Below are 22,510 nucleotides of genomic sequence, written 5' to 3'. Positions count from 1 at the left end.
ATCAAAGCTCATTCAACCTCAAAAGAACCGTTTGAGGATCTCAGAAATTGTCATAAATCATATTTAATGAAAAATATTTTTACAATTAATAAATTATCCAAAATGAACACGAAAATTCGTTTCAATAATCATCTGGCAGTTAAGAAGATTGGGATGATGGGACAATTGTTGATGATGTTAGGATTGTTTCTAATCTTTTCTGGTCAATCATTGTACTCACAATGTCTTTCTGTACAGAAAAATCTGCTAGCTGTTGCTCCTGCAAGTAGTGGAGTTCCTGGAAATATAGATGCCACATATCAACTTGTAATTATTAATACAGGTTGTGCAATTTCGAATGGTATTGTAATTCAGGACATTCTTAATGCTCCAGGAAATTTAGGATCTGCATTCATAAGAATTGTTGGATTTCCTTCAGTAGCTTATATTTCTGTAGCAAGTAGTTCTGGGAATGTGAATCCTGGTTTCGATGGATTAGGTTCTAATCCTAACTTAACAGATGGTACTGGTTTTTTAATTTTAGGAGATTCACTTATTCTTCAGTTTACTGCAGAAGTAGATGTTGATGCAGTTGGAGCTCCTGTTATTTTAAACAATCAGGCATCGACAAGTTATTCAATTCCAGTTGGACATTTACCTACAATGTCAACTAGTGCAACAATACCTAATTGTTGGACGAATTGTCAATTGGCATGTAATAATCAGATTCAGGTTTCTGTTAACAGCATTTGTGAAGCAGACATTTTAGCGGAGATGGTTTTGGAAGGCGAGAATAGTGTTTGTTCTAATTTGGGTTTTTACGAAGTAACTTTATTTTATAATAATATTAAGATTCAGCTTCCTTTGAATGAAACTTATTTAAATAAGAAGTTGAAAGTTAATGTACGTAATATTGTTTGCAATAATAATTGCTGGGGTACATTAATATTAGAAGATAAATCACCTCCTGTAATGAATTGCAGAGTTCGGGATACCATTAGTTGTGCCGCAAATTTATCTCCGGATGTTCTTGGTTATCCTGTTCCAACAAACCTTATTAATAAAAATGTTTATCCATTTATAGTAACAGGCCTTGATGCATGTGGAATAGTTTATCTTACCTATGTAGATAGTTTAGTTAAGTATGATTGTACAAATGATTCTTTAAGTGCAACAATATTTAGAAAATGGTGTGCAAGAGATCCAGGTGGATATACTGCATGTTGTTATGATACCATAGATTTACGTCGAGGAACATTGGCTGACATAACATTGCCACCACATTATGATGGACAAGTTGGGAATCAACCGTATTTGAAATGCGATGGAAATTGGACAAAACTTCCAAATGGTTTTCCAGATACAACCGTAACTGGTACAGGCAAACCATTAGGTATTTATTGTGGAAACATTCAATATGATTTTTCAGATGACACGATTCGTGTTTGTAAAGGCACTTTTAAATTATTGCGTAGATGGATCATATTAGATTGGTGCAATCCAGGTTTTCGTATTGATTACATCCAACAAATAAAAGTAGTAGATGATGAGTTGCCAAAAGTAACCTGCCCGGCCAATTTTACAGTAAGTACAAATCCTTGGAATTGCACAGGTTCATTAGTATTGCCAGTTCCGCAGGATTTAACGCCACAAACAATTGTTGATGATAGGACACCATACGTTATAGAGAAATGCTCTGATTGGACTTATGCCGTGACACATTTACCAGCACTAGATCCAAAAGATTGTACCCCAATTCCAGGACTCGGTGATTCAAGAAATATTACAAAACAAGCAGATGGAAAATACCGGGTTGACAACATGCCATTGGGATGTAATTGGATTTATTATACAATTACAGATGGATGTGGAAATTCTAGTGTTTGTCAATTTGATATTGAAGTAAAAGATCTGACACCTCCTGTAGCGGTGTGTCAACAAAAAACAGTAATTTCATTAGGATCTAATGGAAAAGCGCTAGCACCAGCAAGTGTTTTCGATGATCGTAGTCATGATAATTGTGGAAAAGTTCATTTTGAAGTAAGAAGGATGAACCCGGGTCCATGTGGTACTACTTCTTTTGGTCCCGATCAAGAATTCTGTTGCGCGGATGTATCTGCAACAGTTCCTGTAATAGTTGTGCTAAAAGTTATAGATGAAGCGGGAAATACAAGTGAATGTATGATAGATGCTTTTATACAAGATAAATTACCGCCAAAAATTACTTGTCCTAAAAATATGACAGTGAATTGTGGTACCGACTTAACTAACTTAAATGTATTTGGAGTAGCAACTGCAACTGATAATTGTCAGGTGCGTATGGAGACTAGAGTTTATAATAATTTAAATACTTGTAATATCGGAACCCTGGTTAGAGAATTCATAGCCATTGATAATGGCAGTTTAAGAGATTCTTGTAGACAAACCATTACAGTAATTGACAATACACCATTTAGTCTTGGCGATATTATTTGGCCAGGTGATCTGGTGTTAAATGGTTGTGGCGATAACCCAAATCCAGAAATTACGGGAAAGCCAATTTTTATAAATAGAGATATCTGTAATCAACCACTCTCGACATATGAAGATTTGACGTTTAATTATGTTGAAGGAGTTTGTTTTAAAATATTAAGAAAATGGACAGTAATTGATTGGTGTACTTATAATCAAAACGTTATTCCAAATAAAGGTGTTTGGTATCATACTCAAGTTATAAAAGTAAATAATACGGAAGCTCCGTTTTTTACAAGTTCTTGTGTAAATCAACAATACTGTATTACAAGTGGCTGTGAAGTAAAAGTGACTCTTGAAGCAACCGCATCTGATTTATGCACAGCACAAGGAGAACTTCGTTGGACATACCAATTAGATTTGGATAATGATGGTGTTGGAATTATTACTGGAAATAGAAATAGATTTTCGTTTGTATTCAATGTAGGAATGCATAGAATTACATGGATTGTCGAAGATCAATGTGGCAATAAATCAAATTGTTCTTACTTTATAAATGTTAGTGACTGTAAATTTCCAACGCCTTATTGCCTCGATGGAATTGTTACCGTATTAATGCAAAATTCTGGTTCTGTTACAGTTTGGGCTAAAGATTTTAACTTGAATAGTGAAGACAATTGTACACAAAAAAAGGATTTGAAATATTCTTTCACAGCTAATATTAAAGATTCATTCCAAACATTTACTTGTGCAGATATTCCAGATGGCAGAAGTGATACGGTAGAAGTATCTATATATGTAACAGACATTGCAGGTAATCAAGATTTTTGCAAAACGAAACTTATCCTTCAAGACAATCAAAATGTTTGTCCAGATGTTCCAACATTTGGAAATTTAGGAGGTTCGATTCGTGGGTATAATCAAAATCCTTCCCCGGATGTTGCTGTGATTGTTAAATCGTTAGGCAATCAGTTGATTACTAAAAGTACAAGTACTTCAGGGTCCTATATGTTTGATGACTTAGATATGTATAAAAGTTATACAATCTCCGCTGAATATGATAAAGATCCATTAAATGGTATATCGACTAAAGATATTGTAAAGATTCAGAGGCATATATTAGGTTTAGAATCATTTGATGTTCCTTATAAGCTGATAGCAGCAGATGTAAATGCATCAGGCTCTATTACAGCAAGAGATGTTTCGGAATTAAGAAAATTAATACTTGGCGTTCAAAATGTATTTGAGAGTAACACTTCATGGAATTTTGTTGATTCAAATTATCCATTGTCATTCGATAATTACGCTAGTTATAAAAACAAAGTAGAAGTACCTGATTTTGCGAATAGCTTATTGAATGTTGATTTTATTTCAATCAAAACAGGAGATGTTACTGGAGAAGCCAATACGGGTTTCGGTGGAAATGCACAATCACGTAGCAATAAAATGATGTTACTTGAATTAGATCAACTAGATGCAGCAAAATCAGATTTTATCAAAATACCGGTAAGAAATGCTGGTGATTTAGTAGTTGCTTCAGGACTCCAGATGGAATTCAAAATAGATCAGAATGATTTAGAATTTGCAGGTATAGAATCTGGCGTGTTAAATATAAATTCAACAGATTACAATTATCTTAAGGAAGGATCTATTCGCCTAAGTTGGAATAATGATACAGAATTAAATATTTTGAATTCTGATGTGCTATTCTATTTATTATTCAATGTTAAAAACAATATAGTATTGGGATATAATGAATTGAAGCTTAATGTGAGTGGATTAAATGCAGAAGTTTATGCACCATCTGAAGATTTAGGAATATCGTTAGTTTATAGAACAAATAATACCAAATCAGATAATGGTTTTGAGCTATTCCAAAACGTTCCAAATCCATTTATTAATGAAACGACTATTTTCTTTAATGTTCCAAAAGAGTCATTTGTAAAAATTGGTTTGTATGATTTGTCTGGTCGAATAGTAAAGTCATACGATCTAAATGCGAAGAAAGGATTGAATTCAGTAAAAGTTAAATTAGAAGATACTAAAATGAATGGTGTGCTTTATTATAGACTGGAGGCTGAGGAATATAGTTCAACTAGAAAAATGATTATTTTAAAATAAACGGTTCTTGGGTAATTAAGGCTGATTCCGGGAATAGTAAATTATTCCCGGATGAAAGCCCCACGAACATATAATTAATTCAAATTCCAATTAAACGATATAGAAAATTTTTTATCATGACTAAGAAGTTACATTTAAAAAATTATATTATGAAGGAGATCTATCAAAACTTGAGGGAGTTTTTTCTTCTTACCACGCTTAAGTCAAAATTAGCATTTGTATCTTTTGTGATGCTATTTTTACTTGATGTAAACACGACATATGCGCAGTATATTAGTGGAGACACAAGCGTTTGTCCAAATACAGTGGTCACTTATAATTTTAGTGCCGGTCCTTGGACTATCACAGTGCTCGGTGGGGGTAGTTTATCACCTGTACCTGGCGGACCTGTCAATTCATTTACAATTGCATGGGGTAATGTACCTGGTTCATTTCTAATTAGACTAGTAAATGGTGGGACTACAATATTTCAAAATGTATATGTAGAAGGAGATATTGCAATGGCATGTGATGATTTAGTAAATGTTTCATTAAATGGAAACTGTCAAGCATTAATCACTCCAGGTGTACTTCTGGAAGGGAATGTATATCCTGATGACTCCTATGTTGTAACAGTTTACAATCCAAATAATGTCCCAATACCTAGCAATACTGTTGATTATTCTCATCTTGGGAAAACACTTACAGTAAATGTTAGAAATATATGTTCTGGTATTTCATGTTGGGGTAGAATATTCATAGAAGATAAATTTATTCCCTTGTTAGAATGTAATTCATTGCCTGTTGTTATTAGTTGTGATGAAGATTATTCTGCAGACAGTATAGGATTTCCGCTACCGATGGGAGCAACTTGGACTAAGCATCCTACATTAAGTCAATGCTACATTGTTAAGAATTTTGATCTGTGTTGTGATGTAGAATTGTGTTATACTGATATCTATGTTAAAAATGGTTGCAATTCTACTTATTATGCTCAAGTGGAAAGATCTTGGGTAGCTAAAGATTGCAAAGGAAACAAAACAAGTTGTAAAGATTCTATATACCTTTTACAAGGAAGTTTATTAAATTTAGTTTGTCCATTAAACTATGATGGATTTCAAAGACCAGCTCTAAAATGTGATTCTATAAAACCTCCAATTGGTCCATATCCTGCAGGATGGAATGCACTCACAAATGGAAATCCTTCGCCTTATGATTTTGTTGAAAATGGTCAGTTAAAATGGCGTGGCACAGGTGTTCCTCAAGGAATTCATTGCGATCATATTGCAGTGACCTACAGAGATATTAAGATTCCTGTTTGTGGAAGTTCCTTTAAATTATTGCGTACTTGGAGAATATTTGATTGGTGTACAGGTGAGTTACAAGAATGTGTACAGTTTATTAAAGTTACAGATGATCGGGCTCCTGAAGTTGCTTGTAGTAATAACTATATTGAATTCCCAACAGATTATTACAAATGTACAGGTACTGCTATAATACCACCACCTCAACTAATTTTGGATTGTTCCAATACTACATTTACTGTAGAATACAAATTGGCAAGTCCTAACGGGCAGCCAGAAGCTGGGGACTATCGTACAGATAACGTTACTTATGTAAATGGAAATGCAGTAATTACAGGATTACCTAAGGATACTACTTGGGTTCAATTTATAGTTACGGATGATTGTGGTAATTCTACCAAGTGTAGAATTGAAGTTTTGATAGTGGATAGATTAGATCCAGTTGCAATTTGTGATCAACATACTGTAATAAGTATAAACGAACAAGGAATTGGACAATTATATGCTACCTCTGTAAATCAAGGAAGTTATGATAATTGTGAAGTGGATTCTATGGCTATCAGAAGAATGAATGATTGGTGTGGTGTTTCTGGAAATTTAGACTTTGGTCCGAAAGTGACATTTTGTTGTGAAGACTTGACAAGAAATCCGCATATGGTTGTATTCCGGGTATGGGATGAGAAAGGTAATTTTAATGATTGTATGGTTTCTGTTACGGTTCAAGAAAAGATTCCTCCAACTATTAATTGCCCACCTAATATTACGGTGGATTGCGGTACAGATCTTGGCAACTTAACATTATTGGGAAGAGCAACTGCAACAAATATTTGTTCAAATACAGTAGTTACCTATAGAGATGACACCATTACATGGAAATGTGGTTCTGGTTCTATAAGAAGACTATGGATTGCAACAGCTGCAGGTGGACAATTTACGGCATGTCCACAATCGATCACAGTCATTGATAAAAATCCGATTACTATTGATTCAATAATTTGGCCAGCTGATATTACAATCAATGGCTGTAAGGCAACAGATGCACATCCTGATTTTGCAGGAAAACCATCTTATCCAACAAGACCTTGTAGTAATTTGATTGCTGGTTCAACAGATGAAAGATTTTATAATGTTGGTGGATTCTGTATAAAAATTATAAGACATTGGCGGGTTATTGACTGGTGTCTGTATGATGTTAATGATCCAAATTCTGCAGGTATTTTTAAAAGAGATCAGATTATTTACTTAAGAAATACAGTAGCACCTATAATTGACAATGTTACGTGTGCCTTCAAAGAAACTTGTGCAAATGATCTTACCTGCGATGCAAATGTGAATTTGTTGGGAGTCGCTACGGATGATTGTACTGATGATACAAAATTGATTTGGTCATACCGAGTGGATTTAAATAATGATGGAAGTTTTGGTTCAATAAATCAAGGTAATAATGCAAGTGGATTATATTCAGGTGGTTACCATACCATTGAATGGACAGTTAGAGATTCTTGTGGCAATGCCGCTACTTGTAATCAATTAATCAGAATTAAAGATTGCAAACAACCAACTCCTTTTTGTAAAACAGGTTTGATTGCAGTGGTGATGCCTACAGGTGCTTTTATTGATGTGCCTGCGAGATTTTTTGATGAAAAGAGTGCCGATAATTGTACTCCACAGAACAAATTAAGATTCTCCTTTACTACAAATCCTAATGATAGTATAAAAAGATTTACCTGTGCAGATATTTTTAATGGTATTAGAGATACTATTGAGATAACATTATACATTACAGACTTAGATGGAAATCAAACATTTTGTAAAACTTCGTTACTATTACAAGATAACAATGGCAATATTTGTCCAAACAAGTTTACAAATGGCGGTATCATAGCGGGTTTAATTAATACAACAACAAATTCTGTACTTCAGAATGCACATTTAGAATTATTAAAATCAGATATTATGTTTGGCTCTATTAATTCCGATAAAATTGGAGAATATATCTTTGTCGATTTACCTGAAGGAGAGGACTATAAATTGCGACCTATTAAAAATGATGATATAAGTAATGGAGTTTCTACTGCAGATATCGTTTTAATGCAAAAGCATATCTTAGGATTGCAAAGATTTAATTCTGTATACCAATATATTGCAGCAGATGTAAACAACTCTCATTCAATTACAGCAGCTGATATTTCAGAATTAAGAAAACTGATTTTAGGAATAACAAATACTTTTAGTAATGGCACAGAATCATGGTCATTTATTAAAAAGTCAACAGTTTTTGATAATCCTGAAAATCCTTGGGAGAATTCGCCATGGGAAACTTTATATGAAGTAAAAGCATTACAAGGTCCGAATGTTGCTTTTGATTATATGGGTGTTAAAATGGGTGATATAAATTATAGTGCAAAAACTACAGATCTTAACAGTGGTGTAGAAAAACGGAGTAAGGAATCTTTGATATTTGAATTTGAAAATCATAAACTTGTAAAAACTGGTGAAATATCAATTCCAGTTTATGGAACTTGGAATAGCGAGTTAAATGGATTTCAAATGACACTTGAATATAATATGGAATCCTCTCAGTTTATTCAAATTAAATCGGGTTCAGTTACGATTACGGATGCGAATTATGCAATGAATCAATTGGATAAAGGATTCATCCCAGTAAGTTGGAATAGTAATCGCGGTATAACGAAAACGGACATGCCATTATTCTATATTGTATTAAATGTTACCAAACCATCCATTGTGAGTGACTTAGTTGGATTAAGCTATATTGGTTTAAATCCAGAAGCTTATAATGAAAAGATGGATGTAATGGATATTGAGTTTAGAATTAAAGGCACAGATTTAAACTTTTCACAATATGAATTGTATCAAAATCAACCGAATCCATTTAGTGAGTCGTCAGTAATTAGTTTTCATATTCCATTTGATCAGCAAGTTTCGATCTCTGTGTATGATATAAAAGGGCGTATGATACTGAATAAAGAATTAAGAGTACAAAAAGGTAAAAATCAATTTACGATCTCCAAATCCGAGATTGGTGAGGCAGGTATTTATTATTACCAGTTGAAAGCCAATAATTTTAATGGAGTGAAAAAATTGATACTTAGCAAATAAGGATTTTTTATATCGGTTTAATAAAGTAGAGTGTCCTTATTATGAGGACACTTTTTTTATTTTTGCATAATTATGAAAGCAATACAATTTAGAAGTAAGGATGAAATGTTATTAATTCAGGATGCCCAAATGCCTGAATTAAAGGAAGGTTATGATATTGTAGAAGTTTCACATGCTTCGATTAATCATAGAGATCTTTGGATATCTAAAGGAAAATACGCAAAAATTAAATTTCCTATAATCCCTGGCTCCGATTTTTGCGGATACTTAAATGGAACTAGAATCCTTGTGAATCCTGGATTTTTTTGGGGCAATAATAATGCTGTGCAATCCGATGATTTTCAGATTTTGGGACTGCCCCAGAATGGTTGTTTTGCAACGTTTGTATCGGTTCCTGAAGAATATATTTACAAAGTTCCTGAGCATTTATCGGATGCAGAAGCTTCTGCATTGCCTTTAGCTGGAATTACAGCTTATCGGGCTTTGTTTTCAAAATGTAAACCTGTAGCAGGTGAAACTATTTTAATTCATGGGATCGGTGGTGGGGTAGCACTTCATGTTTTGCAGTTTGCAGTTGTGTTTGGATTAAAAGTATTTGTAACCTCTTCTGATGATCACAAAATTGAAAAGGCAATACAATTAGGAGCAATTCATGGTGTAAATTATTTACATTCTGATTGGGATGTTGAACTGTTGAAGGAGTCTGGCGGCTTTGATATTATTATAGATAGTGCTGCAGGTATATCATTTCAGAAGTTACTTAATCTTTGTAATGGTGGTGCCAGAATTTGTATTTATGGCGGCACACAAGGTATCATTGATGGATTAAGCCCGCAAAAGATATTTTGGAAGCAATTATCAATCTTTGGGAGCACGATGGGTACACAAAATGAATTTAAAGAAATGTTGGAATTTGTAGAAGCTAATAAATTAGTTTCTATTATAGATAGTATATCTGCCTTTACTGAATTTGAAACAGTATTTAAAAAAATGGAATCTGGAAATCAATTTGGGAAATTAGTACTTAAGATTAAGGAATGATTAAAATAGGATTGTTATCTGATACACATTCTTATTTGGACCCGAAAGTTTTCAATTACTTTGAAAGTTGTGACGAAATTTGGCATGCTGGTGATATTGGATCTATACAAATTGTTGATCAGCTGAAGGAATTTAAAAAAACACAGATCGTTTTTGGAAACATTGATGATCATAAAATCAGAACGATAACAAAAGAACATGAGCTGTTTCAAGCTGAAGATTTTAAAGTATTATTGATACATATTGCAGGAAAATTTGGAAGCTATAATCCAAAGGTGAGAGAACTTATTAAAATTGAAAAACCAGGCATTATTGTTTGTGGTCACTCTCATATTTTAAAAGTGGCTTTTGATCAATTACATCAAGTATTATATATTAATCCTGGAGCATGCGGAAAATCAGGTTTTCAAAAAGTTAGAACTTTAATGCGCTTTACAATTGATAAAGCAGAAATAAAAGATATGGAAGTAATTGAATTAAATAATCAATAAGAAGTCTATTGTATACGTTTTAGCACAAATAAATTATAAATCGTAATAATAAAAGATAACATTTTATTTATTATGCTAAAGCTTGTTCAATGTCATCAATAATATCTTCTATATTTTCAATTCCTACTGAAAATCGTATTAAGTTGTCTGTTATTCCATATTTCAGTCTGGTCTCTTTAGGAATTTTTAAATGAGACATTGAAGCAGGATGTAAAACCATCGTATCTGTTTCACCTAAAGATGGAGCCAAAGCACAATGATTTAATCGATTTGCAAAATTTATTGCATCCTGATATTCAGAACCAACTTCAAAACTTAACATCGCTCCAAATTTTTCCATTTGTTGTTTAGCTAGTTGATGATTGGTATCATTTGGTAAGCCTGGATAATGAACTTTATTAATTTTTGGGTGTTTTGAAAGATAATGTGCTAGTTGCAAAGCATTTTCAGATTGTTTTTCCATTCGTAATACAAGCGTTTTTAATCCGATATTTACAAGCCAGGCATCAAATGTGTTTGAATTACTTCCAACCAACTTCTGGGTTTCCCATATTGCCTTAAATAAGTTTTCATTACTTGTTACAATGGCGCCACCTGTTGAGACCCCATGGCCGTGTAAAAACTTAGTAGTTGAATGTATTACAACATCTGCACCTAATAGAATAGGTTGTTGAATTACGGGGGTAGCAAATGTGTTATCAACAATAACCAAACCTTTATATTTGTGAACGATTTGACATACCTTTAGGATGTCAATACATTGTAGGGTAGGATTCGTAGGTGTTTCAATAAAAATGACAGGCTGTACCTTTAGATTAGAAATTGATTGTTCTAAATTATCTAAAGCTCCAAAGTCAATAATTTCTATATTAATATTTTGAGGTCCAAAAACTTTGTTGAAAAGTTCTGTAGTCCCACCATATAGGTTTCCTTGAGTTAATATCGAATCTCCAGGTTTCAAAATTGTTTGAATTGTTAAATGAATAGCTGCCATGCCACTACTAGTCAAAAGACCAAATGCTGCCAAATCTGAACCAAAAACTTCTAAATTAGCAATTTTTTGTGCAACCGCTTCAATGGTTGGATTTCCATATCGGGTATATACATGAGAACCTGGCTGATTTTTAAAAATTTCAATGCCATCTTCAATGCTTTCAAATTTAAATGCAGAGCTGGCAAAAAGCGGTATTTTGTGTGGTTGTGTAGTAATTCTTATTTTTGCTTCTGCTGCACACAGAGATTCTAAATGTTTAAATGGTTTGGAATTCATTAATTTTATTTAAATACAAATTTCAATATTATATTCAAGATTATGGAAGATCCAATAGAAAATTTTGACACAAATGAAGAAGAAAGTTATGAAGAAATGCAAATTGTCGTTGATAAAGGTCAATCGGCAATCCGTTTGGATCATTTTTTAGTAAGCAAATTCTCAAAAATATCCAGAAATAGAATACAGAATTCAATTGACGCAGGACTCATAACATTAAATGGAAAGACAGTAAAACGAAGTCATAAATTAAGTGGACTAGAACAAATAAATGTTAGAATTCCAAAACTCATTGACCACTCTGGAATAATTCCTGAAAATATTCCACTTGATATCATTTTCGAAGATGAGTCTTTGATGGTGATTAACAAACAACCCGGGATGATTGTCCATCCTGCTGCAGGAGTTTATACGGGTACACTAGTAAATGCATTGGCATATCATTTTCGGGCGGCTGATGCCAGATCAAATATTACAGAGAAAGAACGTTTTGGATTAGTCCACAGGATTGATAAGGAAACTTCAGGTTTACTGGTAATTTCTAAATCAGATTTTGTGCATGCACATTTGTCAAAACAATTTTTTGATCATTCAATTCAGCGAGAATATTATGCCTTAGTCTGGGGAGAGCCAAGTCCAATATCTGGTACAATAACAGCAAACATCGGTAGAGATCCAAAGCATCGACAACGGCAATTCGTTTTTGCAGATGGTTTAGAAGGCAAGAATGCAACGACTCATTATGAGTTGATAGAAAGCTACTATTATACAAGCCTTGTCAGATGTGTTTTAGAGACGGGAAGAACACATCAAATCAGGGTGCATATGAAGTATATTGGAAATCCATTGTTTAATGATGAAAAATATGGGGGTGATAAAATTGTAAAAGGTACCATTTTTAATAAGTATAAACAATTTGTTTTGAATTGTTATAAACTGTTGCCGAGATTTGCACTGCATGCTCGGAGTTTAGGTTTTATACATCCCGTTACAAATAAAGCGCTTTATTTCGAAATTGATATGCCAGCTGATTTTAAGCAATTATTAGATAAATGGAGACACTATACTAGTTTTAGAAAGGATTTATTGAATGATGAAGAACAATGAAATGAATTTTGACCAATTTTTAAATATTTGCGGCGGATTAAAACAAATTCTAACCGAACAAAATGTTGATTTTGAAAATGTTAAAATTCAAGCAGAATATCACAACCCTTATTTTACAAAATTAGAGGTCAATAGAATGATTGACTTAATTGTAAAAAATTATTTAGATCAAGATAAATTGAAAATATGGATTTCAAACTATCAAATTAGGAAAATCAGGTCATCTAAAAAGCTTGGTATCATAGCAGCAGGAAATATTCCGCTGGTTTCATTTCATGATGTACTTTGCTGTTTGTGTTTTGGGTGTGAAATATACATTAAAATGTCAACTAAGGATAGTATTTTATCAAAGTATATTTACGAACAAATTAATATTCTTAGTGGAAGTGAGCATCCAAAGATATCATTTGTTGAAAGGCTAAATGATGTAGATGCATTGATTGCAACAGGTGGGTCTCTTGCCACAAATCATTTTAGAACATATCTGGAAAAATTTCCATGCATTATTCGATCTCATCGAAATAGTATTGCGGTTCTCAGTGGTAAAGAATCAGTGGAAGATTTAGTAAAACTTGGATTAGATATCTATTCTTATTTTGGATTGGGATGTAGAAATGTAGGCCATTTATATTTGCCATTCGATTATCCAATTGAAAATTTAATCAACATTCTGGATACGCATTATAGATATGTGAAACAGAATACAAAATATAGGAATAACTATGACTATCAATTTGCACTTCTTTGTTTAAATAATAAACATTTTCTGCAAGGTGAAAGTTTATTATGGGTTGAAGATAAAAGTTTGAATCCTCCAATTGCTACTATTAATTTTAGCTATTATTCAAATTTAGATATGCTTGATTCTAATATTAATTCTGATTTGAATAAAATACAATGTGTGGCCTCTAATTCACTTTTGACTTCCGTTGCTACTATTAAATTGGGACACTGTCATCATCCGGAATTAATGGAGTATCAGGATGGTATCGACACGCTTTTATTTTTGAATAATATTCAGGAGTGATAAGATTAAGTAAAAAAGAAAAGGCCATTGAAATTGCAAAGATTCTGGATCATTTGTTTCCTGAACCTTCAATTCCATTATTCCATCAGAATTCATTTACATTATTAATCGCGGTTTTATTATCAGCACAATGCACCGATGAGAGAGTTAATAAAGTAACTCCAGCATTATTTGCTTTAGCAGACAATCCAAACGCGATGGTGCAAATTCCCATTGAACAAATACAAGAAATTATAAAAATTTGTGGTTTGTCTGGTACTAAATCTAAGGCAATAAACAGACTGTCTGAGATTTTGATTCAAAAATTTAATGGAGAAATTCCTGACAACATAATAGATTTAGAATCCTTACCAGGTGTTGGCCATAAAACAGCTTCTGTAATTATGGCTCAAATTTTTGGAGTCCCTTCTTTTCCAGTAGATACACATATCCATAGACTTGCGCATCGGTGGGGTTTGAGTTCAGGAAAGAATGTGGTTCAAACGGAATTGGATTTGATGAAAGTATTTGATAAGTCAATTTGGAATAAAGTGCATTTGCAGATTATTTATTATGGTAGAAAATACTGCCAAGCACGAGGGCACCATATAGAAACTTGTCCAATCTGTTTAAAATTTGGAAAGAAACTAAGTTAAAAAGGGTAGTCTAGGGCAAGATGGAGGGTATAATTTTCAAATAAGTGTTTCAAACTGACAGGATATTTGTTTGAATAGATCCAATGTTTTCCTTCGGTTTCATATGGATTTCTAAGTTTAAAACCTGCATCAATTCTAAATAAGAAATAACTTAAATCAAGTCTGACACCTAATCCAGTTCCGATTGCAATTTCATTTAGTAGATTTTTGCTGATGATACCTTTTTTATCTTCATTGAATGCATCGGGTAAAAGCCAAATATTTCCAGCATCTATAAAAAATGCACCCTTAATTCGCCAAATTACATCAAAGCGGAATTCTATACTACTTTCTAGTTTTATATCGCCAGCTGCGAAATATGTTTGGCGATTATTTATGTTAGCCGTGTTTAAATTGTAACTTCCAGGCCCTATTTCACGAATATTCCAGGCTCGTAAACTCTGAGGGCCACCTACATAAAATTGTTTTATATAAGGTACTGAATTACTGAAACCAAAAGGGCTTACATATCCAATGGAGAATCTAGTAGCGAGTCTGCTCTTTTCGGATATAGAATAATAGAATCTATAATCAATTTCGCCTCTAATGAACTTTGAAAATTCAAATTCACCGAACGAAAATGTATCATTTTTAGAGCTTGTAAATTTATATAAATTGTTTAATGCTTGCACTTCAAGTCCGGAGATATTAAAATTTGTTATCAAAGCATGTTGTGATTTTCTATTTAACTTACTTTGATAGTAAAATGTAAAATTATCAAGAAAGAAGGATGTTAAAATTCTACGACCTTTAAAACTATTTTCCAGAAAAGGATTGTTTTTTAAAATGGAATTAAAGGTATCTGTTGTTGTAGGCAGGTAAAGAAAAAATCCTAAGGTATGGAGCGAAACCCGTTTTCTCCTGTTAATTTGCCATTCATATTCAATGTTTGTATTAAAACTTGTATATTTATAGAGTTCGACCAAATTTTCATAATCTGCTCCAATTTTTAAATTCGTTCGAGAGTCAGGCCTGTCCTTTAATTTAGTAAATGGTCTAAATAAAAACCGTGCAATGCGCCAACTAGCTGTTATATCATAAAAGCTTGGGAGTGATAGTTCATTGCTATAGTGAAAGTTTAAAGAATTAAATTTATTTAAATTAAAAAGATTTAATTCCGTTCCTACCTCAAATTTGGTTGTAAAACTTTCCGCACCTTTAAATAGATTTCGGTTTTTTAAAAGGACAAAACCAGATACCCCAAATAATGTTTTACTGGTCGTTTTGATGGAAGTATAATTCAAATCAGCTCCAAAGTCAAAAACCCATTTTTTATGGGAGGTAAGTAAAATATTATAATTTATTTTAGTTGGATCTAAAGAATCAATTTTGGGCTCGATGGTAACAAATCTGTAAATTCCTAATCTTGAAAGTTTATCATATGTTTCGTCAATGTAGGATTTATTTGAGATAGTGTTTGGACGAAAGCCAATTTTAGAAGATATAACACTTAATTTAACAAACTTATTTTCTGGATCGATGAGATAATCAATAGAATCTTGAACCGTATGAATCAGTTTTGTTGAATCGCTTGGTTTGTAATTCGGATTTACATTTATCTTATTTACTGTAAATTGTGTATGTCTTGATTTGAATTCAGGATTAATTATATTTAATTTAATATTTGCTTTCAAATGTATCGTGTCTACGTCCAGCGTTTGTATATATATTGGATTGAATTCTACAAATCCGTTATTAAATAGCAGCTCACTGATTCTAGCTTTTTCACTTTGAAATAAGCTATTATCCAATGGATTTCCGGGTTTAAGAAATGATGCTTCTTGATTTTCTTCTAAAAGTTTTTGAATACTAGAATCTTCAGCTAAGAATTGAATATCATTTATTATATATCGCTCCCCTGGATTAACATAATAAGTTACACTTGCTTTTTGATTTTTCGACTTGATTTCGTATCTGCAATTTGCAGCAAAATAACCCATATTGAAAAGATAATTATAGATGTTATTCCTGGTTGCTGTGCAAAGCGAAGTATCTAATATAGATGGTTTTTCGCTTTGTTTTGCCAATGTTTTAGTAATCCAGTTATCTTTTTGTTTTTTAATAACATACTTGTAATAGAGATGTTCCCGAGGAACAAAAAGAAAATAATTTCGATTTGGTTTCTGTTTGTATAAAGTGGAAAGTTGCTCATTCAAGCTGACTTTAGTTTCTAATGATTTAAAATTTTCAATTTCAATTTTGTTTGATTTAAGCAGGAGCTCGTTAGGTTGTAATAATCTGGTCGTATTACAACTACATAAGAAAACGGATAATGCAAATAATATATTAAATTTGTGATGATTCATAAATTGTTACAACAAAGATGCTAAGTAAATCAGAAAAATTGTGGATTAATTCGCTAAAAGAGAAGAAAACAAGATATCTAAGGCAACAATTTATCGCTGAAGGTTCAAGGCTTATTCTTGATTTGATTAAAACAGCACCGGATAAACTGCAAATGATTTGTGCGACTAAAACATGGGCTTTGAATAATGAATCCGATTTGCAAAATCATAATCCTAAATTGAAAATCGTTGAATTAAGTGTGTTACATGCAGTTTCGTCATTAAAAAGCACAGATGAAGTGTTAGCCGTTTTTGATTTTCCAGAAATTGATGTAAACAGGACTCCACAAAGTAATGTCTTGTTATATTTAGATCGAATAAGGGATCCTGGTAATTTGGGAAGTATTATTAGGTCTGCAGATTGGTTTGGAATCCAGCAGATATATTGTTCTTTAGATACGGTAGATCCTTTTAATAATAAATGTGTGCAAGCTACCATGTCAAGTATTATGAGGGTCGCGGTAATACATTGTTCATGGGATCAAATGTTGATCGATTTTAAAAATATAAATAAATTCGCAACCGTTTTAAATGGGCAACCATATTACGAAATTGAAAAAACAGGCAGTCAATTGATTTGTATTGGAAATGAAGCCCAGGGTTTGTCTGATCCCATAATTAATTCTTGTAACAAAACAATATCCATTCCTTCTAACAAATCTCTAGGCGCGGAATCGCTTAATGCAGCTATTGCTAGCTCTATTTTAATGGCTTGGTTTGCAGATCCAAGAGCTCCAAATAACTAATTTACAAGAGCCATTATTTTTTGAAAAGTTGTGCTTTTTAGAGCGCTTTAAGTAACTCTTCTTCAAGGTTTTCACGTGGATTTACAGCGGCTATTTTGCCATCTTTACCTATTAAAAATGTTTTTGGTATAGATTGTACTCCATATCTTTTAGCTGGATCACTTTCCCATTTTTTTAAATCACTTACATGGGTATCCCAGCTTAATTTGTCTTTTTCGATAGCAGAAACCCAAGCTTCTTTAGCTCTGTCTGTAAAATCTTTAATTTGTGAGTCAGAACCTAATTGTGCTTTCGTGCGACTGTCCACGCCATCTAATGAAACACTATAAACAGTAAATCCCCTGGATTTATATTTTGAATAAACATCTACAACATGCGGATTTGCACGTCTGCATGGACCACACCAGCTAGCCCAAAAGTCTAATAACACTACTTTTCCTTTTAGGTCTGATAATTTGTAACTTTTCCCTTTTGGCGAAGGAAGCTCAATATCTGGTGCATCCATCCCAACCTTAATGGATTCATTTGCATCTTGCACACTGGCCATTTGTTCAGTTTGAACAATAAATGACTCATAGGTTTTAGTAAATTCTGAAGTTGGGTATTTTTCTTTTAATTTAACTACAATTTCTTTATGCACAGGCAGAAAATCTGCTCTAAATCCTAAAAATTGAACCGCAAGTAGGCCAGCAGCTAAAGGACTTTTTGCACCCGCTATCTTGGATTTTACTTTTTCTACATTTGGTTGTGAACCACTTAATTCAGCAATTGTGGCAAAGACCTCTTCCGATGCACTGGATCCTTTTACACTGACTTTTCCGGATCCTAATTCATTATAGTTTCCCGAAAACTCTACCTTTGATTCGGTGCCATCAAGCACAAATATTAAATTTTGTTGTCCCATGGTGATTCTATATAAACCAGGTTTATTTGCTTCTTTAAGTTGAAATTTAAAGCTTCCCCCTTTAAATTCTGTTTTATCGATTGCAACTGCAGAATTATCTAATCCAATTCTATCGAGTGAGATCGAAATGTCAGATGCATTTGTAAAATTTCCAATAATCTGATTTCCTTGATTACAAGAAAAAACAATTACAGAAAGTGTTAAAAATAATAATTGTTGTATACGGGTTTTCATAAATCTTAAAATATGTATTGTTAAAATTGTTTTGAAATGGAATCATAATTTAGTTCAAAATATTCTTTATTTGTACCAAAGTGTACATCATTTATCACAAAATTATCTTTTATTACGCTTCCAATTAAATAAAATAATTGCTTGTTTTGTTGCAAAATTAATTCAAATTCTTGTTTATCTTCTTGTTTAATAGAAACTAAAATTCTTCCTTGACTTTCTCCAAACAAGAAGATATCTTTTCTAAAACCCGCCGGAATTTGAATTTCAAATCCAAGTTTAGGACTAGCAAAACTGCTTTCTGCAAGGGAACAAAAGATTCCACCTTCGGAAACGTCATGTGCCGATTTAATAAGGTGTTTTCTTATTAATTTTTGAATTGTTTGTTGCACTAAGTATTCTTCATCCAAATTAAAATAAGGGGCCGGTGCATGTATAATTCCATGTATAAGCTGCAAATACTCTGAAATCGCTAGATTGTTATTTTGAACACCTAATAAATAGATTAAATCACCTTCTTCCTTAAAGTCTAAGGTGGTAAATAACGTTAGATCTTCCATTAATCCGAGCATGCCAATTGTAGGTGTAGGATAAATTGGTTCTGTTTTATCCTTATTGACTGTTTGATTATAGAAACTTACGTTTCCTCCCGTTACAGGAGTGTCAAACTTTAAACAAGCTTCACGCATACCTTTTAATGCTTGTTCAAATTGCCAATAAACCTCTGGATTATAAGGATTGCCAAAGTTTAGACAATTTGTAATAGCTACTGGAATTCCACCTGAGCAACTTATGTTTCTGGCACTTTCACTAACCGCAATCATACCTCCAATATATGGGTTCAAATAAACATAATTGGAATTGCAATCGGTTGTTAAGCAAAGCGCTTTTCCATTCTGCTTTACTCTAATAACAGCTGCATCAGCTTGCTTTACAGAATTCAGGGTCCCTGTTCGAACCATTTTATCATATTGTTCAAAAATCCAATTTTTACTGGCGATATTAGGAGAACAAATTAAGGTTTTACTGATACCAATCAGATCTTCAGGTTCTGGTATTTGCTTTGGGTCAAAAGCTTCAATTAGTTCAAAATATCCTGGCTTCTTTGATTCGCGTTCGTAAACCGGTGCTCCACCTCCTAAAACCAATGAAAAAGCCGGAACATCTGCGACTTTAATTCCTTGCATAAAATATTCTAATCTTCCGGTATCAGTGACTTCTCCAATTTGAACACATTCTAAATCCCACTTTTCAAATACTTTTAATAATTGTTGTTCTCCACCTTTTTTACAAATAACAAGCATCCTTTCCTGTGATTCAGATAGAAGAATTTCAAATGGTTGCATATTTTTTTGCCGCGTCGGAACTAAATCAAGATAAATTTTCATACCGGTTCCACTTTTAGCCGACATTTCTGATGTTGAGCAGGTAATCCCTGCCGCACCCATGTCTTGCATTCCTATAATTTGTCCTGTAGTTATGGCTTCCAGACTAGCTTCTAACAATAATTTTTCCTGAAATGGATCTCCTACTTGAACCGCAGGTAAGTCTTGTGCAGAATCTTCCGTTAAATCCGCGGAAGCAAATGTTGCACCATGGATTCCATCCTTTCCTGTTGAAGAGCCAACTATAAAAACTGGATTCCCTGGTCCATCTGCGCTGGCAGATACCGTTTTGCCATGCTCAACGATACCCACAGACATTGCATTTACTAAAATATTTTGGTTGTAACAATTATGAAAATAAACCTCTCCGCCAACCGTTGGCACGCCAAATGCATTGCCATAATTGCCAATTCCTTTTACCACTCCTTTCATTAGTTGCCTGGTATGAGAATTTTGGAGATTGCCAAAACGCAGTGAGTTTAATGCTGCAATGGGTCTTGCTCCCATAGTAAAAATATCTCTATGAATTCCTCCCACACCGGTTGCGGCACCTTGGTAAGGTTCAATGGCAGATGGATGATTGTGTGATTCAATTTTAAAAGCACAAGCCAAACCATCACCAATGTCCACTAAACCAGCATTTTCTTCTCCAGCCTCGACTAAAAGTCTAGATCCTTTGCGTGGTAATTTTTTTAATTGAAGAATTGAATTTTTATATGAACAATGTTCAGACCACATAACCGAATAGATACTCAGTTCTGTAAAATTGGGTTCCCTTCCTAATATGTCTATAATCAGTTGATATTCAGCTGCTGATAGTCCTAATTTGGCAGCCGTTTCGATGTTTGGAATGTCCATGAATTAATATTGGTTTCAATAATCGCAAAGATAATGAATCAATTATATATTAAAATATTCTAATAACATTCTCTTCTTGTTTTTTTACTTTGAATTGAACTGGGTTAGGTTCTTTACATTAAATTAAAAATCCCTATAATTTTTAATCATAGGGAAATTAATAAACGAATGTTATTTAATCAAAGCGCTTTAGTCAATTTGTATATCGTGCAAAAATTGTAATCATTATGCTTTCTTTTTTACACTGCATCCTATAGCTTTTGTAACCGCTGGATCAGGATTTGAGCCTTTTATTAATGCATCTATTGCATTTTCTACATATTTAATCTGTACAGCAGATTCATCTTTTGGATTGTCATCGATTGCACCAATATATTTTACAACATAGTTTTTATCTAAAATATAAACATGAGGCGTTTTGGTTGCACCAAATTTTGGGTATACTTTTTGACCTTCATCTAATAGATAAACAAAAGGGTATTTTTTCTTCTTTGAAATTTTTACCATTTCTGCATAACTATCTTCTGGAACTACTTCTGGGTCATTCGGATTAATTGCAATTACCGAATATCCTTTCTTTTCATATTTCTTATGCAAATCGATGATCCTTTTCTCGTACATTTTTGCATACGGACAATGATTACAAGTGAAAACAATAACAAAACCTTGAGCAGCCTTGTAATCCGCTAAGCTCACCATTTTCTCGTTGACATTCTTTAAGCTAAAGTCTTCAGCTGTTTGACCAATTTGATAACCTTGTCCATTTAGGAAACTTGCCAAGGAAAAAAAGATTCCTAGAGTAATTAAAATATTTTTCATAATTTAAATTGATTTATAAAATTTTCAATACTTGTTAAATTCTCAAATGGACTCTCTGCAAAAAGGCGATTTCCTTGATATATGAATAAGGAAGCTGGTATTGAACCTGTCCAATTTGGTTCAATTTGATCAATCCAAACATTTGGATTTCCACCATCAAATACAATAATGGTAGAATGAAGTTGCCTTTTCTTAATAAACGGGACTAATTTTTTTTGAATACTCTCCTTAGAATCAAGACTTACTAAATAAAGTACAAATTTACCTTCTTTACGTTTTGTATTTAATTCTTCAAAAAATGGCAATTCTTGAACACAAGGCTTGCACCATGTTGCCCAGAAATTAAATATTCTCAAAGTGTCATCTTGGGAATTTATTAAGGAAAGTAATTCTTTAGTATTGACCACAGGAATTGATTGCTGTGCATTTAGATGGCCATATATATTTTGGTTAAAGAAAAGTACTAATAGTAAAATTTTATGCGACATCTTTTTTTAAACGTAATTTGCTTTATTTTGGTTTGATCAATTTATGAAATTTTAGTTCAAAATCTATGTTTTAAGGCTTTTTTAACGAAATCTGAAGGAATCAGAATGATTAAAGCAAACTTTTAGGTTTTTTATGTAAAATAATGGCGATTTCCAGGATGCAACTT

The 22,510-nt window shown here is 32.9% G+C and carries 14 protein-coding genes; 8 read left to right on the top strand and 6 right to left on the bottom strand.

Going from position 1 to position 22,510, the window contains the following annotated elements; translation table 11 throughout:
• The first annotated feature begins 102 nt into the window (after nucleotides 1-102).
• From IPO86_11500 to IPO86_11485, 4 genes are all read left to right on the top strand, one after another.
• On the top strand, nucleotides 103-4,551 hold the full coding sequence (locus IPO86_11500; protein MBK9728735.1) for a T9SS type A sorting domain-containing protein: 4,449 nt from the start codon (nucleotides 103-105) through the stop codon (nucleotides 4,549-4,551).
• A gap of 149 nt (nucleotides 4,552-4,700) precedes the next feature.
• Entirely contained in the window at nucleotides 4,701-8,957 is a 4,257-nt protein-coding gene (locus IPO86_11495) for a T9SS type A sorting domain-containing protein (protein ID MBK9728734.1), read from the top strand.
• Nucleotides 8,958-9,029: 72 nt separating this feature from the next.
• Nucleotides 9,030-9,998 (top strand): zinc-binding dehydrogenase, encoded by a 969-nt coding sequence (locus IPO86_11490; protein MBK9728733.1) that lies wholly within the window; start codon nucleotides 9,030-9,032, stop codon nucleotides 9,996-9,998.
• On the top strand, nucleotides 9,995-10,489 hold the full coding sequence (locus tag IPO86_11485; protein MBK9728732.1) for a metallophosphoesterase family protein: 495 nt from the start codon (nucleotides 9,995-9,997) through the stop codon (nucleotides 10,487-10,489). Before IPO86_11490 ends, IPO86_11485 begins: the two co-directional genes overlap by 4 nt.
• A gap of 70 nt (nucleotides 10,490-10,559) precedes the next feature.
• Here IPO86_11485 and IPO86_11480 read toward each other — a convergent pair whose 3' ends face one another.
• Complete coding sequence (locus IPO86_11480; GenBank protein MBK9728731.1) at nucleotides 10,560-11,759, bottom strand: aminotransferase class I/II-fold pyridoxal phosphate-dependent enzyme; 1,200 nt, start codon at nucleotides 11,757-11,759, stop codon at nucleotides 10,560-10,562.
• Nucleotides 11,760-11,801: 42 nt separating this feature from the next.
• On the opposite strand from IPO86_11480, the gene IPO86_11475 reads away from it, so the two are divergent.
• From IPO86_11475 to nth, 3 genes are read left to right on the top strand one after another with little or no spacing between them, the layout of a single operon-like run.
• Nucleotides 11,802-12,866, top strand: coding sequence for an RluA family pseudouridine synthase (locus IPO86_11475; GenBank protein MBK9728730.1), 1,065 nt, complete (start codon nucleotides 11,802-11,804; stop codon nucleotides 12,864-12,866).
• A complete protein-coding gene (locus IPO86_11470; protein MBK9728729.1) occupies nucleotides 12,850-13,893 on the top strand; it encodes a hypothetical protein in 1,044 nt (347 codons plus the stop codon). The genes IPO86_11475 and IPO86_11470 overlap by 17 nt, the downstream gene beginning before the upstream one ends.
• Entirely contained in the window at nucleotides 13,890-14,528 is a 639-nt protein-coding gene (gene nth, locus IPO86_11465; GenBank protein ID MBK9728728.1) for an endonuclease III, read from the top strand. The genes IPO86_11470 and nth overlap by 4 nt, the downstream gene beginning before the upstream one ends.
• Here the strand turns inward: nth and IPO86_11460 are convergent.
• Entirely contained in the window at nucleotides 14,525-16,873 is a 2,349-nt protein-coding gene (locus IPO86_11460) for a BamA/TamA family outer membrane protein (protein ID MBK9728727.1), read from the bottom strand. The genes nth and IPO86_11460 overlap by 4 nt on opposite strands.
• A 17-nt stretch (nucleotides 16,874-16,890) precedes the next feature.
• On the opposite strand from IPO86_11460, the gene IPO86_11455 reads away from it, so the two are divergent.
• The gene (locus tag IPO86_11455; GenBank protein ID MBK9728726.1) at nucleotides 16,891-17,658 is read left to right on the top strand and encodes an RNA methyltransferase; all 768 of its coding nucleotides are present in this window, start codon (nucleotides 16,891-16,893) and stop codon (nucleotides 17,656-17,658) included.
• 37 nt (nucleotides 17,659-17,695) lie between these two features.
• Here the strand turns inward: IPO86_11455 and IPO86_11450 are convergent, their stop codons facing one another.
• From IPO86_11450 to IPO86_11435, 4 genes are all read right to left on the bottom strand, one after another.
• The gene (locus tag IPO86_11450; GenBank protein MBK9728725.1) at nucleotides 17,696-18,796 is read right to left on the bottom strand and encodes an AhpC/TSA family protein; all 1,101 of its coding nucleotides are present in this window, start codon (nucleotides 18,794-18,796) and stop codon (nucleotides 17,696-17,698) included.
• A gap of 20 nt (nucleotides 18,797-18,816) precedes the next feature.
• Nucleotides 18,817-21,036 (bottom strand): phosphoribosylformylglycinamidine synthase subunit PurL, encoded by a 2,220-nt coding sequence (purL, locus tag IPO86_11445; GenBank protein ID MBK9728724.1) that lies wholly within the window; start codon nucleotides 21,034-21,036, stop codon nucleotides 18,817-18,819.
• A 225-nt stretch (nucleotides 21,037-21,261) separates the two neighbouring features.
• Nucleotides 21,262-21,855 carry a thioredoxin family protein gene (locus tag IPO86_11440; GenBank protein ID MBK9728723.1) on the bottom strand — a complete coding sequence of 198 codons (594 nt, stop codon included), beginning with the start codon at nucleotides 21,853-21,855 and terminating at the stop codon, nucleotides 21,262-21,264.
• Complete coding sequence (locus IPO86_11435) at nucleotides 21,852-22,343, bottom strand: TlpA family protein disulfide reductase (protein MBK9728722.1); 492 nt, start codon at nucleotides 22,341-22,343, stop codon at nucleotides 21,852-21,854. The genes IPO86_11440 and IPO86_11435 overlap by 4 nt, the downstream gene beginning before the upstream one ends.
• Nucleotides 22,344-22,510 lie beyond the last annotated feature (167 nt).

Source organism: Saprospiraceae bacterium (assembly GCA_016717265.1).
GTDB lineage: Bacteria > Bacteroidota > Bacteroidia > Chitinophagales > Saprospiraceae > Vicinibacter.
Note: the sequence above shows the minus strand (reverse complement) of the source record. Positions and strands in the feature narration are given on the sequence as shown.